Genomic DNA, 15,905 nt, shown 5'->3' with positions numbered 1-15,905 from the left:
CTTTAAGCCTATCATTAAAATGTTCAAAAAGTCGTCAAAGCTCAAAAGTTTAAAGTCATGAAAGCTCTATGAGCCGCTCAATACAGGGGGGCGACAGATTTTATTTCTTATCCATCTGCGGTTTCTAGACAACGAATGAATGTTCATTTGAGTAGGAACTGGATATGATCATGTAAGAGCTTGATAAAAAGTATGGACTAGCGAATACGTCATAACAAGGGTGGGAATCGGCTGATGCAAGACTTGATTTGTTATAAAGAACTGCCTGTGTGGACTGCGCAGACCATTCCGCAAGGGTTTAAAAATCAACACAATACCAAAGCAGGCACGTGGGCAAAGCTAAAGATTTATCAAGGTGAGCTGAGTTTTGCTTTTCTAGATGAGGCAGGTCAAGTGCAATCTGAACATCTGTTTACCCCTGAGCAACAGCCACCGTTTATTGAACCGCAAGCATGGCACAAAATTGTTTCGACCAGTGACGATATAGAGTGTCAACTACAGTTTTACTGTACTCCGCAGGATTATTTTAATAAGAAATATCAGCTTTCACCTACGCACTCAGAAATTTTGGCGGCTACGCCGTATTTACACGGTGGTCGGGCTTTGGATGTCGGCTGTGGACAAGGGCGTAACAGTCTGTATTTAAATCAGCAGGGCTTTGAGGTGGATGCTTGGGATGTGAATCCGCAAAGTTTGCAAAAACTACAGCAGATTATAGATGCCGAAGGTATTCAAAAGATTCATCTGCAACAGCGTGACCTCAATGCTGACCCAAGCATTACAGGTACATACGACTTTATTTGCTGTACGGTGGTGATGATGTTCTTGCAAGCGCCAACGGTGAAACCATTGATTGCGCAGATGCAGCAAGCTACCAAAGTGAACGGGTTGAACTTGATCATCTGTGCGATGGATACCGATGATATTCCTGTACAGCCTGACTTTCCATTTGCGTTTAAAGCCGGAGAGTTAAGTGCGCTATACGATGGCTGGAACATTGTGAAATACAATGAAAATGTTGGGGAGCTGCATCGGGTCGATAAGCAGGGCAATCGGATTAAGCAGCATTTTGCGACGTTGTTGGCGCAGCGGGTTTTATAATTGTATGACTAGGTTAGTTATTTTTTTAAATTTTTAGCTATTTGATAGAAGCTAAAACAAAGATATCTAAATTTACCTAAATATATTTTGTTGCCTAATGGTTTAATAATTCTGTGAAAGAAGATAAATTTTCCGTACTCACTTTTAGATTCTATCCCATCATTTGAAATATTGAAGATCTTTCCATCAATTTTTTCATCGAGTAGATGTGATGAATAAAGATATTCAATTCCAGGGTAATGCCCTATGAGCTGAACCAAATACAGGTTTTTATACACATGTGCAGTTCTTATAGTGTTTTTTAATATTTTTTTTCTTTGTAATCTTTGGAATTTTTATTTGCACAATTAAAAACATTATTTCCAGCTGGATCATTGTCTACAAAAATAATTGTTGGATATCTTGGGATATCTACTGACTTATATATTTCTAAATAAATTTTAATAAAATGACATAAATCACCAGTACCTCCTGAAATTTTCAAAGGTTGGGAAAATGATTTTAAATGTTTTTCAAAGCTAATTAATTCAAAATTATCTTTTTTAAATAGTGTCGTATTTCTTAAGTAGTTGTAAATGTGTTGTGGGTCAGTTTTTCCCTCACAGATAATTTTAATTTTGGAGTGATGTACAAAATGAATGTGAAATAATAGCTCTATGTATGATTTACTAAAACCTTTTAAATTTTTGTAAATTTGTAATGGTTCTAAATCTTTATCAATTGCGTTAGTGTGGGAATAGTCAAGTTGCTTAATATTTTTAATATGATTCGCTATTCCAATTAATGATTTTTCACTAAAATCAATACCCAAGGAATGATAGGCAGATCTTTCATATAGCCCTGATTTACAATATTTATCTATCATTGCTCTTGTGTATTTATAATAGTTTTTATTAATGTTTGCCTTTTTATTAACTGTTAAGCCAGTAACTTGTTGCCTTTGGTATTGATCTCTAATTATAATTTTATTTTTGTTTATTTTAAATTGACATGAATTTATAGTGTTTATAAGAGTTTTATTTAGAGTCCATATATTTCCATTTTTTTGAACAATATCTTGTGGAATTGAATTTGTAGTAAACGAAAAAGTTAGATCGTCAGAATATCTTGAGTAAATAAATTTTTTTCTTTTGGAAAGTTTGAATAAACGTTCATCTAAGATAGTACCTAAAAAGTTTGATATTATAGGTGAACAAGGACTACCTTGTGGAAGATAGCTATCACTTGTATTAGGATCTCTATAACAAGCGATCTGAGCGATAGCAATACAAATATCATAATTTATTTTTAAGTTTTTGTTCTTATGAAAAAAACCTACAATTCGACTAAATGTTATGTTTGTAAAAAAATTTTCTAAATCTATATTGATGACTAATTTTGATTTTGTATGTAATTTTGCATTTTCATGAAAACCATATTTTTTTCGGAATCTTTTCGGTAACTATAACAAAGCTGAGTTTTTCGAAAGTTTATTTCATCAAATATATCATTTAATAACAAAGCTAATTTTTGCTGTATAAATTTTAATTGTTTATTTGGTGCTAAAATTTCTCTAGGGGAACCATTCTTTTTATATATAATTGCCTTCTTATAATTGTTATGAATTGGCTGAGAGTATAGTGTGAAACAGAGTAATTTATAATCAAGAATTAGTAAATTAGCTAAATCCTGTCTATTTTGGCATTGTTTTAATAGTTGTAAATTTGAAGACATATTAATAAGCTATCTGTGAAAACTCTTATGGCGTATAACCTAAGCAATCTCCAAGAAAAGAAGAAAGCCTCAAATAAGTATAAAAAATTTCTATTAAGAAAATATCTAAGAAGATAATAAATTTTAGCTCATTACCTGACCCTTAGAAATCAGATTGCGAAACACAATCCATGAATCTATTCATAGATAGCTTATTGAAAATAATATAAAAAATCCTCGCATAAAGCGAGGATTTTTTTTATATCTTAGTGTTTAATTAAACACGTTCGATAATGGTCGCGATACCTTGACCCAAACCGATACACATCGTCGCAAGACCGATTTGCGTATCTTGTTGTTCCATCACGTTCAACAACGTCGTTGTAATACGTGAACCAGAACAACCCAATGGGTGACCCAGTGCAATCGCACCACCATTTAAGTTAATGATGTCTTGCTTCTCATAAACACCTAAGCCTTTCATCACTGATAAGCCTTGAGCAGCAAATGCTTCGTTTAACTCGATGGTTTGGATATCCGCCATCGTTAAGCCAGCACGTTTAAGCGCTTTTTGAGTTGCAGGTACTGGACCATAACCCATGATTGCAGCATCACAGCCTGCAACCGCCATAGAGCGAATCACAGCACGTGGCTTAAGACCTAAAGCTTGAGCACGTTCAGCAGACATCAACAACATTGCAGATGCACCATCAGACAACGCTGAAGAAGTCGCAGCTGTTACTGTACCGCCTTTCGGGTCAAATACAGGACGTAAACCTTTGAATGCTTCAAGGTTTGCATCTGGACGAATCACTTCGTCGATATCGCAAAGGATTTTGAAGCCATTGGCATCATGACCTTCAACACCCACGATTTCATTTTTGAAACGACCTTCTTGTGTTGCAGCCCAAGCGCGGCGGTGAGACTCAACACCGAACGCATCTTGTTCTTCACGCGTAATGCCGTTCATACGACCTAACATTTCAGCCGTTAAGCCCATCATGTTAGACGCTTTTGCATAGTGCTTAGATGCTTCTGGGTTGAGGTCGATGCCGTGCATCATCCCAACGTGACCCATGTGCTCTACACCACCGATGATGAAGATATCACCTTGGTTGGTTGCAATCTGTGCAGCAGCCGTGTGCAGCGCTTGCATAGATGAACCACAAAGACGGTTAACCGTTTGACCTGCCACAGTTTTTGGAAGGTCAGCCAATAAACCAATGTTACGGCCAATGTTCATACCTTGTTCTAGAGTCTGGTTTACACAGCCCCAGATTAGGTCTTCAACTTCATTGGTGTCAAACTGGTTACGAGCAACTAAAGCACGAACCAATTCAGCCGATAAGCTGTCAGCACGTACATTGCGGAACATACCGTTTTTGGTTTTACCCATTGCTGAACGTACGCCATCAACGATGACAACGTCACGTGGATTTAAAGTAGCCATTCACGTTGCTCCTTAACCGTAGAATTTTTTGTTGTTAGCAGCCATGTCACGCAACATTTGTGGCGCTTCATAAGCCTTACCTAAGTGTGCGTATTTGTCGCAAAGTGCAACGTATTCAGCAACACCTGTTTGGTCGATGTAACGGCATGGACCACCACGGAATGGAGGGAAACCTACACCCATAATCATCGCCATGTCTGCTTCAGAAGCAGTCGCAACGATGTTGTCTTCTAGGCAACGAACAGTTTCGTTACAGAAAGCCAGCATCATACGGTCAATGATTTCTTGAGCATCAAACTCGCGTTTTTCTGCAGTTGCCACAGTAGCCACAAGTTCATACGCAGTTGGATCAACCACTTTGGCTTTTTTGCCCTTACGGTCAAGTTCGTATTTGTAGAAACCAACGTCGTTCTTTTGACCCAAACGTTTGTTTTCGTACATGGTTAAAGTCGCGCCTTTGAAATCTGGCTTCATACGGTCAGGGAAACCTTCAGCCATGACTTCTGCACCGTGAACACCCGTGTCGATACCCACCACGTCGATCAAGTAAGCAGGACCCATAGGCCAGCCGAATTTCTCCATCACTTTGTCGACTTGTTGGAAGTCAGCACCGTCTTTCAATAGAAGGTCAAATGCACCGAAGTAAGGGAACAAGACGCGGTTTACAAGGAAACCTGGGCAGTCGTTCACTACGATTGGTGTTTTACCCATTTTCTGAGCAAGAACAACCGTGGTCGCAATCGCTTCAGCCGAAGTCTTCTCACCACGGATCACTTCTACCAATGGCATCATGTGTACTGGGTTAAAGAAGTGCATACCGACAAAGTTTTCAGGACGTTGTAGGTTTTCAGCTAAACGTGTGATTGAAATTGTTGAAGTATTTGAAGCAATGATCGTGTTATCACGAACATTCTTCTCAGTTTCAGCAAGTACAATGCCTTTTACTTTTGGATTTTCAGTTACTGCTTCAATCACGATGTCCACTTCTTTAAACTCGTCATAGCTTAAAGTTGGACGGATGCGCGCAAGCGTTTCACCCATTTGAGCAGGTTTCATCTTCTTACGTTCAACTTGTTTGGTCAGTAAGCCATTGGCTTCTTTCATACCCAAAGCAAGTTGCGGGTTACCAATGTCTTTCATGATGATTGGTGTGCCTTTGCTTGCCGCTTGGTAAGCAATACCACCACCCATGATACCCGCGCCTAATACAGCCGCTTGGTTGACAGGGTGCGCACCTTTTTCATATTTCTTCGAAGTTTTCTTCACCACTTGGTCATTGATGAATAGACCAATTAACGCATTTGCTTGTGGTGTAATGGCTGCTTTTGCAAAACCAGCCGCTTCAGCTTGAAGTGCTTCATTACGTGGAAGGCTTGCACCTGCTTGTAATGAGTCAAGAAGAAGTTTAGGCGCAGGGTATTGCGCAGGATTTGCTTTTGCAAGTACCGCACCTTTTGCCGAGTTGAACGCCATCATTTGTTCGATTGGGTTCAATTTAACTGGGTCAAGTTTTTCTTGGCGTTTTGCTTTCCAGTCTACACGGCCAGCAAGGGCTTGTTTAACCAAGTCAATTGCCGCGTCTTGTAGTTTATCCGCAGCAACAACCGCATCAACCGCACCGTCTTTCAGTGCTGCAGCTGGTTTTTTAGGATTAGCCATCGCCATCCATTCAACTGCATTGTCGATACCAATTAGACGGCTTAAACGAACCGTACCACCGAAACCAGGGAAGATGCCCAGTTTGATTTCAGGAAGACCGACTTGAGCCGCTTCTGACATCACACGATAGTCACACACGAGGCACATTTCAAAGCCGCCGCCCAATGCCATACCATTGATCGCTGCAACTTTAGGAATCTCTAAATCTTCAAACGCGTTGAAGATGTCGTGAACAGGCAATGCCCAATCCACAATCGCTTGTTCGCCTTGAGCGAAGTTTGCACCAAATTCAGTAATATCTGCGCCAACGATAAATGTAGATTTAGCCGAAGTAACGATTAAGCCTTTGATGTCACCGTTTGCTTTAACAGCGTCAATTGCAGCTTTAAAATCTTCAATCGTTGCACGGTTAAATTTGTTGACCGACTCACCTTGTAAGTCAAAGCGGAATTCTGCAATTCCGTCCGAAAGCATTTGGACGGTAATGGCATTGCCAGCGTGGATCATGCCTGATCTCCTTTATTTTGGAGGACTTCTAAGTTGATGTTGTGAAGCGAGTACGTCATTCCTACGTACATCTATGCTCCGCCAATCTTACGATAACTATATCGAAAAAGAACATAACAAGTTGTATCAAGCCGTGACGCAAGGGTCATCTATTTTTATTCAATTATTTCGTGTGCTTGCGTGATGTATTTTTGAATGATGCGGCCTAAATAGAGTGAAGTTTTTGTTTCATTTAGGATTTTTTATGGATGAGTGCTCAAAAAATGATTAGACAGCGCCCTTATGTTTCAAGTCAACCTTTGCGCCGATTTTGGCAATTTAGTCAATGCTGCACTTGCAGGTAAACCCAAACAGAATGAAAACTTGTGATGAAAAGCTGGAAATAGGACGTACTTTGCAGCCTATGTTACAATTTGCAGTCTAGACCGAATACCGGTCTTTTTCTGTTATTTCGTTTTTCTTTGGTTTCCAGGTTTTCATATGATTAAGTGGATCATTCTGGCGATTTTTATTCTTTCTGCACTTTATATTCAGCAACGTGGGAAGGTTCGTCACTCGTTTTATCGTCAATTTTTCGATCATTCAACGATTCTTGCACCGATTAACTATCTCATGTACATGTTTTCAAAGGTGCCGAATCAGCCGTATATCGACACTCAGCATTTTCAAGACTTAAAAGTGTTGGATGAAAACTGGGAAATGATTCGTGATGAAGCAAAAGCTTTATATGAAAAAGGCGGAATTAAAGCATCGAGCAGTTATGATGATTTGGGGTTTAACTCCTTTTTCAAAACAGGATGGAAGCGTTTTTATCTGAAATGGTATGACTCTGCGCATCCTTCAGCCGCTGAACTTTGTCCAAAAACGACGGCATTGCTGAAAACCTTGCCGACCATTAAAGCTGCGATGTTTACCGAACTGGCACCAGACAGCCGTTTGGTTCGTCACCGTGACCCTTATGCGGGTTCATTGCGTTATCACTTGGGGCTGATCACACCGAACGATGACCGCTGCTTTATTGATGTGGATGGTCAGCGCTATTCATGGCGCGATGGTCAAAGTGTGGTCTTTGATGAAACCTATATTCACTATGCAGAAAATAAGACCGATCAAAACCGCATTATTTTCTTTGCCGATGTCGAGCGTCCATTAAAGACACGCTTTATGGAGCGTTTCAATCACTGGTTTGGTAAAAAAGTGATGACCGCTGCTAGCTCTCCAAATGAAGCAGGGGACCAAACGGGTGGACTGAATAAAGTCTTTGGTTATGTCTATCAAGTGCGGATCAAAGCCAAAGCTTTGAAGAAAACCAACCGTCAACTGTACTACTTCTTAAAGTGGTTCCTGATGCTCGGAATTTTCTTCCTGATCTTTGTTCGACCTTATGTGTTTTAAAGTACATTAAACGCCCTGAGTGGCGTTTTTTTATTTGGGCAGAAAAGGGGAAGCCTATCTGCCCTTTTGATTTTTCTATTTATTTCAAGGCTTACAGTGGATTCGAACCACGCATGGCTTTATGCTTTATCCAGTTAAAACTAAAAACAACATGAGCGCGTATCTGTGTCATTTTTAAGATCGCAACTTATAACTTAGATAAAGCATGAGGTTTCAAGGTGCAAAAGTTTCGTTCTAAGATGGACTGGTGGTTTTTGGGGTTTATTATTGCCATGTCAGGCCTGTTAGCCCAATTGATTTTGACCACCTATGGCAAAGGCATTTTGATGCAAAATCTTTTGTTCGTTGTGGTCTATGCTTTGACTATTGTTTTACTGTGGTGGCCGCTGTGGAGTACCCGCTATGTGGTCGATCAGGAGCAACTGACAATTCGCAGTCTCTGTTTTAAATGGATCATTCCCTTGACTGCGATACAGTCTGTTTCTGAAACAGATAATTCCATCAGTTCACCAGCCTTGTCCTTAGATCGTCTAAAGATTGAATACTTAAAAGAGGGCCAAACCAAAACCATTTTGGTGTCACCGAAAGATAAAGTAGCGTTTAAAGCTGCGTTAAAATTGTCATAAATACAGTCTTAGGCAAGTTGTATGCTTTACGGGCCTAAGCGAGTGAAAGCCTTGCTCAAATATGCCGTGAAGACTAAAGTAAAATAAACTTGAGTTCTGTTCATCCCACAAACCTCCACATGCAAAACGTCTACTTGCCGTTGAAGGATATTCTTATGAAGTCGTATCAATTCAGTCCGACACAAATTCAAACTTTAGTGCCGCATATGGGAAGTTGTATCGCTTCAGATATGATTACGGTGCAAGGCCTAAAAGTGGCCTACATGTACCGTGAAGAAGCACAATCTAGTGAGGAAAGTGGTTGGGTGTTTTTATCGGGTGAAGAAGGGGATGACTATATTGAAGACCCTGAAAATTTAGGCCTTTATGAGGTCAATGTGATTGCCAACTATGATGCGGACATCATTGCTCACTTAAATGCGCCTGCGGGAAGTCACTTTGCCCGCAATGAACAAGGTGTGTTTGAACGGATCGATTTTGAAGAGATGGATCTGGAATAAGCCTTCAATCTCAGTATCAATGTCTTTTGCCAGCCAGACTGGTTGAACGCACTAGCAATGAGCTTGAAATGCGTCAGACCTGCCCAATCTAAAAGACAGATCAAAGGCTAAGCCTGCACAGAACAGTTGACGGCGAGCCGAGAAAATTAGGGAACCCTGTGAACGAAAACGCGCGAGAACATATCGAAAAAATTTTAGCCAATATGACCACACTGCCGGGCGTTTATCGCATGCTCGGCAAAGACGGTGAACTGCTGTATGTGGGCAAAGCGAAAAATTTAAAAAATCGTGTTTCCAGTTATTTTGTCAAAACCATTGAGCACCCGAAGACGCAGGCTTTGGTGGCGCGTATTTATGACATCGAAACCTTAGTCGTTCGTTCCGAAACTGAAGCGCTGCTGCTTGAACAAAACCTGATTAAGCTGCACCGTCCACCCTATAACATCATGCTCAGGGACGATAAATCCTATGTGTATATCTTTGTCTCTGCCGACAAACCTTATCCACGGATTGCATCAGGTCGGGGCAAAGGCAAACACCAAGTTGGGAAGTTTTTTGGACCGTATCCGAGTGCTTATAATGCACGGGATACTTTGTTGGTTTTGCAAAAACTGTTTAATGTTCGCCAGTGTGAAAATAGCTATTTTTCACAGCGTAAGCGTCCTTGTTTGCAGTATCAAATCAAGCGTTGTTCAGCACCGTGTGTAGGACTTATTAGCCCTGAAGAGTATAAAAATGATGTCGATAACTCGATTCGTTTTTTACAAGGGGACACCAAAGAGCTGAATCAAGAACTGATTGCGAAAATGGAGCAAGCGGCCGAAGCCTTAGAATTTGAAAAAGCGGTGTTTTACCGTGACCGTATGGCACTGTTACGGGATGTCCAGTCTCAACAAGCTATTTATAAGCTCAAAGGTGAAGCCGATATTTTAGCGATTGCCTATCAGGCGGGGGTGACCTGTGTGCAGATTATGCATGTGCGCAACGGGAAAATGCTCGGAGGAAAAAGTTATTTTCCAGATATGCTCGGAGAGGGTTTGGGGCAAATGCTGGCTGACTTCATAGCGAACTTTTATTTCCAAGTGGCAGATGAAGTACCCAGTGAGGTGATTGTAAATGTCGAATTGCCCGATCGAAAAGAACTGGAACAAGCGTTACAACAACAGTTTGATAAGAAAGTACAGATTAAACATAGCGTGCGTGAGACACGTGCAGAGTGGTTAGAGCTGGCACAGATGAATGTGCAGCATGCGATCAAAGGGCAATTGGCCAATCACTTTGAACTGAATGAGCGTTTCCATCAACTTGAACAAGTGGTGGGGCGTCCGATTGATCGGATCGAATGTTTTGACATCTCACATACCATGGGCGAAGAAACCGTGGCTTCGTGTGTGGTGTTCGACAGTGGCGGCATTCGTAAGCGCGATTATCGTCAGTTTTCAATTCAAGACATTACCGCGGGTGATGACTATGCCGCAATGCGTCAAGCGCTGACCCGTCGTTACAAAAAAGCCATGCTGCCTGATTTATTGCTGATTGATGGTGGCAAAGGGCAGTTGCATATGGCGATGGACGTCATGCAAGAGCTGGGTTTAGAGGCCTTTATGGTTGGGGTGTCAAAAGGTGAAGGGCGTAAACCGGGCCTTGAAACCCTACACTTTACCGATGGAACTAAAATTCAGTTGCCTGAAGACCATAAAGCATTGCATTTGATTCAACAGGTACGTGATGAGGCGCATCGCTTTGCGATTACTAAACATCGAGCTAAACGTGATAAAAAGCGGGGTTCATCGATTTTGGAAGTGATTCCGGGGTTGGGGCCGAAACGCCGCCGCGATTTATTGACGCACTTTGGTGGGATTCAAGGGGTGTTGAAAGCCTCCGAAAAAGACTTAACCCTAGTCCCCGGTTTGGGTGAAGTGATGGCCCGTACTATTTATAAAGTCTTGCATGAATAGAACCGCACCTACTGCGATGGCAAAAGTGCTCATTGACGCATGGGTCATTGATCATTCACATTGGTTGAATTGTGTTGTAAAGATATAGACGGAATTTAAAACAAGGATGCCACATGTCACTTCAACACAGTTATCAAGCTTTAGCAGAACAAGAATGGATTGATATTCCTACAGGTTGGTTACAAGGACGCACGATCTATGGGGGACTAGTCGCAGGTTTAATGATGCAAAAAGCATTGTTGACTCTTGCCGATGACACGAAGCATTTACTCAGTTGTAGCGTGACTTTTGTTGGCCCAGTACAACAGGCCAAAGTTCGTTTAACCAGCGAGATTCTACGTCAAGGCAAATCGGTGACGACCTTGGAAGTACGTTTATGGCAAGATGATGCAGTTCAAAGCATTTTGGTGGCAAGCTTCGGGACACAGCGTGAATCGAGTATCCATGTGCATCAAGAACCTGTAGCACCAGCGTTTCCATCGGTTGATGGTCTGACAACAGCGCCGCATCATCCGCTTGCGCCTGAGTGCTTTAAGCAGCTAGATATGGTTTGGGTGACAGGGCAGTATCCATGTACAGCCAGCCCAAAGCCTGACTTTTCTGGCTGGTATCGCTTTAATCCAGACTTACATGAAAATCGAGACATGACTGTAGCCGACCTTATGGTGTCGATGGACATTTGGCCACCAGGGGTGCTACCGATGTTTAAAAGTATGGCACCTGCCAGTTCGCTAACATGGCATTTGACCTATGTGCATCCACTGAAAAATCAGTTACACGATTGGATGAAGTACCATGTTGAAACGCAATATGCTGCGGATGGATATTCTACCGAAGCCGCCTATTTGTGGGATGATCAGAATCGTTTAATTGCAATTTCACGTCAAACAGTTACCGTGTTTGCCTAGTGACACCTTAGGTCAATTCGTATAAAGTGGGCGCTATTAACGATGGATTAAACCTCAAAAAAGTGTGCATTTTCATCGTACATGAGGGAAACAACTGGCGGTGTTTATGACTACAGGTCGCATCCTGAATATTCCTAATATCTTGACCTTGGCGCGTATTGCCTTAATTCCGGTCTTTTTGTTGGTGGCCTATTGGCCCCCTGTAATGGGTATCGCTGAACAAGCGGTAAGTATGTCTCGTCATATTTTGTTGACGTCTATTTTTGTCGTTGCAGCGGTGACAGATTGGTTCGATGGTTATTTGGCGCGGACTTTAAATCAGACCTCTGCATTTGGGCGTTTCTTAGACCCTGTTGCGGATAAATTGATGGTGGCAGCAGCACTGATCGTGTTGGTGCAGTGGAAACCAGAAATTTCGATGGCATTTGCGGCGATTGTAATTATTTCCCGTGAAATTACGGTGTCAGCACTGCGTGAATGGATGGCAGAGTTAGGTGCACGTACCAATGTAGCCGTGTCTACGGTTGGGAAATATAAAACCGCTTTTCAAATGATTGCAATTACCGTGTTCTTACTGAATTGGCAGCCGCTTGAAATGTTGGCTTATGCATTGTTGTATACCGCAGTAATTTTGACTTTGTGGTCGATGTTTATTTATCTCAAAGCAGCTTGGCCGTATTTAAAACAGCCTTGATTGTTAGATTTTTAAAAAGCTCCTGCGGGAGCTTTTTTTGTACCTGAGATACATTAGCTATGCGTTTCTTCCTCAGTATCATCTTCAAAAGTCTTGGCAATTTTTTCAATATTGAGGCTCTTGGCCATGGCATCGAAAATTTCCTTATAGACGCCATCCTGACGGTACAGCGCTTCATGTTCCCCATGTTCAGCAATACAGCCTTCCTTCATGACATAGGTATAATCGGCATCGATAATTTGCGACAGACTATGCGAAATAATAATCACCGTTCGCCCTTGTTTAATCTCATCGAGGTTCTGTTTAATTTGCTCGCTAGCAATGGCATCGAGGCTGGCGGTTGGTTCATCGAGAAAAATAATCGGTGGGTTCTTGAGGAACATCCGTGCCAGCGCAATGCGTTGTTGTTGCCCGCCTGAAAGCATCAGTGCATCGGATTGGTAAGCTGCGGGGAGCTGCAAAATTTGTTCATGAATAGAGGCTTTTTCTGCGGCAGCATAGACCTCTTCATCACTGGCATTGATTTTTCCATAGCGAATATTGTCTAAAATACTGCCTTGGAAAATGTGATTTTTCTGTAAGACGAGGCCAATGTGATCGCGTAAATAGGCGGTGTCGATGTCTTGTAAATCAATTCCATCGAGCTCAATTTTTCCTGCATCAGGCTGATAAAATTTATCTAATAGGCTAATTAAAGTGGATTTTCCTGCACCAGATAAGCCCACCAAAGCCGTGATTTTGTTGGGTCGAATTTCCATGTCGATTTGTTTTAATGCGTGATGACCATTGGGGTAGAAAAAATCGACATTCTTTAAGGTGAATTTACCCTGAATTGTGGGTTTGAGCGCACCACTTTGCTCGATTTCATCATCTGCTTCTAAAATTTTAAAAAAGCTTTCCGCGTAAATCATTGCATCATTGACTTCATCATAAATACGGTGCAATGAACGAATTGGCGCAGAGACATTATTAAACAGCAAAATATGAAACATGATCATGCCAATGCTCATTTGTCCATCGAGTACAAAGTACGCCGTGAGGATGATGATCAGCACAATCCCGATTTGTTCAATAAAGGTCTTTAAGCCATCAAATAAAAAGCTGAGTTGACGCGTTTGCATCTGGTTATCGGTCAGTGCTTTTTGTAGTTTCAGTTGTTTAGTCGATTCAATGGACTCTCGGTTAAAGGACTTAATCACGCTAATCGACTGGATAATACTGAGAATGCCTTGGCTCTTTTTTTCACGGCCATCACGCAGGTTGCGCCGCCATCCGCCCAGTTTCTTAGCTTGTTGGAAGGTCAGCCAAAAGTAAATTGGGATAATACTGGTCGCCACCAAACCGACGTAGAAGTTGGCATAGTACATCAGCCCCAGTGCCACTGCTAAAAAGTGGCAAAATATCGATAAAAAAGATTTGTACCAGACGGGTCAGTGAACCAATGCCACGGTCAATTCGCGTTTGTAGCTTACCCGCTTGGTTTTGATCGGCATTAAAAAAAGCCAAACGGTAGCTAAGGAATTTTTCGATAATACTTTGCGCCAAGTCTTGTGATACCAGAATGCGGAGCTTTTCCCCATAAAACTTTTGACCAAACTGCACCAAGGCACTGATGATTTCTTTACTGAGTAAAATCATAGAAATGGTGATCAAAATATGGAGGCCTTCGGTCAGTCCTTGGCCTTGTTCGACCAGACGGTTGATACTATCGACGGCGTATTGCAAAGTTAGAGCATTGACCTGCGCGGTGAAGGAGCCAATCAGCGTCAGGATCAAGGTCGCAATCACCAATATCCGATAGGGACGGACAAAGGGGCGAAGCTTTTGAAACAACTGCCAAAGGTTCATACATGCTTCTTTTTATTGTGAAAGTTCACATGAGTGTATGCATAAGGATGCTAGGCGACAAGCTGTGACTTTGTTTTGATTTGTGTCGCTCTGAATTCAGTTAAACTGTTTGCAGAGGAGGAAAAGTCATGACCTTAGATCTGTTTAGTCCTGAACCGCAAGCAAACTTGCTCCCATTCGATGGGCAGGTGCAGGACTTGGGTTTGATTTTAACTGCGGAGCAAAGTGCGAAATATTTGGATTATTTTTTAGCACATTTGACATGGCAACCTGACGAAGTCGTACTGTATGGCAAACGTTATGTCACGGAACGAAAAGTGGTGTGGTATGGCGATGCCGAGTACCAATATCACTATTCGGGTAGCGCTAAGCAAGCACTGTTATGGAATCCCGCTTTGTTTCGTTTAAAACACCATATTGAGCAATTGGTGGGACATCCATTTAACTCGTGCCTAGCCAATTTATATGAAAATGGCAGCCAAGCCGTGGGCTGGCATAGTGATGATGAGCCTTCACTACGTTCACCGCAGCAAGAAAATGTGGTGATTGCCTCACTCAGTTTTGGTGCAACCCGTAAGTTTTGCTTTAAGCACAAGTTTAAACAGGAAAAAATCGAGCTGATGTTGCATAGTGGGCAATTGATCGTGATGCGTGGACAGACCCAGCGCTACTGGAAACATGCTTTGATGAAATCCAACAAAATCACTGAGCCGCGTCTGAATTTAACCTTTCGCTATTTCTATCCAACGCTTCAACGCTAAGTATAATTAAGCTTCAATATTATGCAGCAGATGGCATTTCTGTTCGATCTGTAAGGCACTATGTCTTAATATTTCGACCATTTTTTTCAAATCGACAAATTCAAACCGGTTTTTCGAAGCCAATAAGGTCAGTGCCAACGGTGTATCTTTGGGTGAAAATTTGACTGGTACAGACAGACTGGCAAGGTTGGGGTCAAACTCGCCATTGGAAAAATAATAGCCCTGTTTCTTAATGGCTTTCATTTTCTGTAAAAATTCATCTTGGCTCGCAGCAAAATTGACCTCGGCCAGCTGAGCCGAAAATTTTTGATAATATTCAATAATTTTAGCTTTGCTGAGCTGTGAAATCACCACTTTAGGCGATGAACCCAAATACACGGGACGTGGGCAACCACGCCCATAAGAAAATAACTCAAGGTCTTTAAAGACTTCACCATATAGGTCAATACAGTGTTCTGCGTTGAGCTGGGTGAGGATACAGCAAAACTCCGTTCGCTCAACGATGTCTTGCATAAAAGGAATGCTGATTTGTAAGAGTGGGTCTGTCGTTCGAGAGATATAGTCCAACACAGCAATTTGAGAGCCTAAAGTATAGTCGCCGCTGGTTCCGCTTAAGCGCTGTAAAAGTCCTGCGGATACCAATTCCTTTAAATAACGATAACTGGTGGGCTGTGAGAGTCCCAGTTCGGCACTGATGATATCGACATTGATAATCGGGCGTGACACAGAAAAGAGGTCTAAGACAGTGAGAATTTTACCGAAACTTGAAAGTGCCATAAGAACCTACTTAGTCAAAATAAATGCCA

General features: G+C 41.8%; 12 protein-coding genes and 1 pseudogene. 8 read left to right on the top strand and 5 right to left on the bottom strand.

Going from position 1 to position 15,905, the window contains the following annotated elements; all coding sequences use genetic code 11:
- Nucleotides 1–234 precede the first annotated feature (234 nt).
- Nucleotides 235–1,101 carry an SAM-dependent methyltransferase TehB gene (tehB, locus tag JZ787_RS09350; protein WP_346312178.1) on the top strand — a complete coding sequence of 289 codons (867 nt, stop codon included), beginning with the start codon at nt 235–237 and terminating at the stop codon, nt 1,099–1,101.
- A gap of 301 nt (nt 1,102–1,402) precedes the next feature.
- On the opposite strand, the gene JZ787_RS09345 is transcribed toward tehB, so the two are convergent.
- The 3 genes from JZ787_RS09345 to fadB all read right to left on the bottom strand — a co-directional run bounded on the left by JZ787_RS09345 (nt 1,403) and on the right by fadB (nt 6,409).
- Nucleotides 1,403–1,966, bottom strand: a complete 564-nt coding sequence (locus JZ787_RS09345; RefSeq protein WP_346312177.1) for a hypothetical protein — start codon at nt 1,964–1,966, stop codon at nt 1,403–1,405.
- 1,104 nt (nt 1,967–3,070) lie between these two features.
- Nucleotides 3,071–4,243: an acetyl-CoA C-acyltransferase FadA gene (gene fadA / locus JZ787_RS09340; RefSeq protein ID WP_062035204.1), complete on the bottom strand. Its 1,173-nt coding sequence runs from the start codon at nt 4,241–4,243 to the stop codon at nt 3,071–3,073.
- Between the two features lie 12 nt (nt 4,244–4,255).
- A complete protein-coding gene (gene fadB, locus JZ787_RS09335) occupies nt 4,256–6,409 on the bottom strand; it encodes a fatty acid oxidation complex subunit alpha FadB (protein ID WP_346312176.1) in 2,154 nt (717 codons plus the stop codon).
- A 480-nt stretch (nt 6,410–6,889) separates the two neighbouring features.
- Here fadB and lpxO point away from each other — a divergent pair, with 480 nt between their 5' ends.
- The 6 genes from lpxO (at nt 6,890) to pgsA (ending at nt 12,490) form a co-directional block, all read left to right on the top strand.
- Nucleotides 6,890–7,804, top strand: coding sequence for a lipid A hydroxylase LpxO (lpxO, locus tag JZ787_RS09330; protein ID WP_346312175.1), 915 nt, complete (start codon nt 6,890–6,892; stop codon nt 7,802–7,804).
- Between the two features lie 218 nt (nt 7,805–8,022).
- A complete protein-coding gene (locus JZ787_RS09325; RefSeq protein WP_010325754.1) occupies nt 8,023–8,430 on the top strand; it encodes a PH domain-containing protein in 408 nt (135 codons plus the stop codon).
- A 155-nt stretch (nt 8,431–8,585) separates the two neighbouring features.
- The gene (locus JZ787_RS09320; protein ID WP_346312174.1) at nt 8,586–8,930 is read left to right on the top strand and encodes a DUF2185 domain-containing protein; all 345 of its coding nucleotides are present in this window, start codon (nt 8,586–8,588) and stop codon (nt 8,928–8,930) included.
- Between the two features lie 158 nt (nt 8,931–9,088).
- Nucleotides 9,089–10,888 (top strand): excinuclease ABC subunit UvrC, encoded by a 1,800-nt coding sequence (gene uvrC, locus JZ787_RS09315; RefSeq protein ID WP_148826871.1) that lies wholly within the window; start codon nt 9,089–9,091, stop codon nt 10,886–10,888.
- 113 nt (nt 10,889–11,001) lie between these two features.
- Entirely contained in the window at nt 11,002–11,796 is a 795-nt protein-coding gene (locus tag JZ787_RS09310; RefSeq protein ID WP_183174664.1) for a thioesterase family protein, read from the top strand.
- A 106-nt stretch (nt 11,797–11,902) separates the two neighbouring features.
- Nucleotides 11,903–12,490: a CDP-diacylglycerol--glycerol-3-phosphate 3-phosphatidyltransferase gene (pgsA, locus tag JZ787_RS09305; protein WP_004692729.1), complete on the top strand. Its 588-nt coding sequence runs from the start codon at nt 11,903–11,905 to the stop codon at nt 12,488–12,490.
- Between the two features lie 53 nt (nt 12,491–12,543).
- Here the strand turns inward: pgsA and JZ787_RS09300 are convergent.
- Nucleotides 12,544–14,338: pseudogene (locus tag JZ787_RS09300) on the bottom strand (ABC transporter ATP-binding protein).
- A 128-nt stretch (nt 14,339–14,466) separates the two neighbouring features.
- Between JZ787_RS09300 and JZ787_RS09295 the strand changes: the two are divergent.
- Nucleotides 14,467–15,099, top strand: coding sequence for an alpha-ketoglutarate-dependent dioxygenase AlkB (locus JZ787_RS09295; protein ID WP_346312173.1), 633 nt, complete (start codon nt 14,467–14,469; stop codon nt 15,097–15,099).
- Between the two features lie 6 nt (nt 15,100–15,105).
- Here JZ787_RS09295 and JZ787_RS09290 read toward each other — a convergent pair whose 3' ends face one another.
- The gene (locus tag JZ787_RS09290) at nt 15,106–15,876 is read right to left on the bottom strand and encodes an IclR family transcriptional regulator C-terminal domain-containing protein (RefSeq protein ID WP_004692725.1); all 771 of its coding nucleotides are present in this window, start codon (nt 15,874–15,876) and stop codon (nt 15,106–15,108) included.
- Between the last annotated feature and the right edge of the window lie 29 nt (nt 15,877–15,905).

Source organism: Acinetobacter sp. BWR-L5 (assembly GCF_039655985.1).
Taxonomy (GTDB): domain Bacteria; phylum Pseudomonadota; class Gammaproteobacteria; order Pseudomonadales; family Moraxellaceae; genus Acinetobacter; species Acinetobacter johnsonii.
This window is presented reverse-complemented; position numbering and strand designations above follow the sequence as displayed.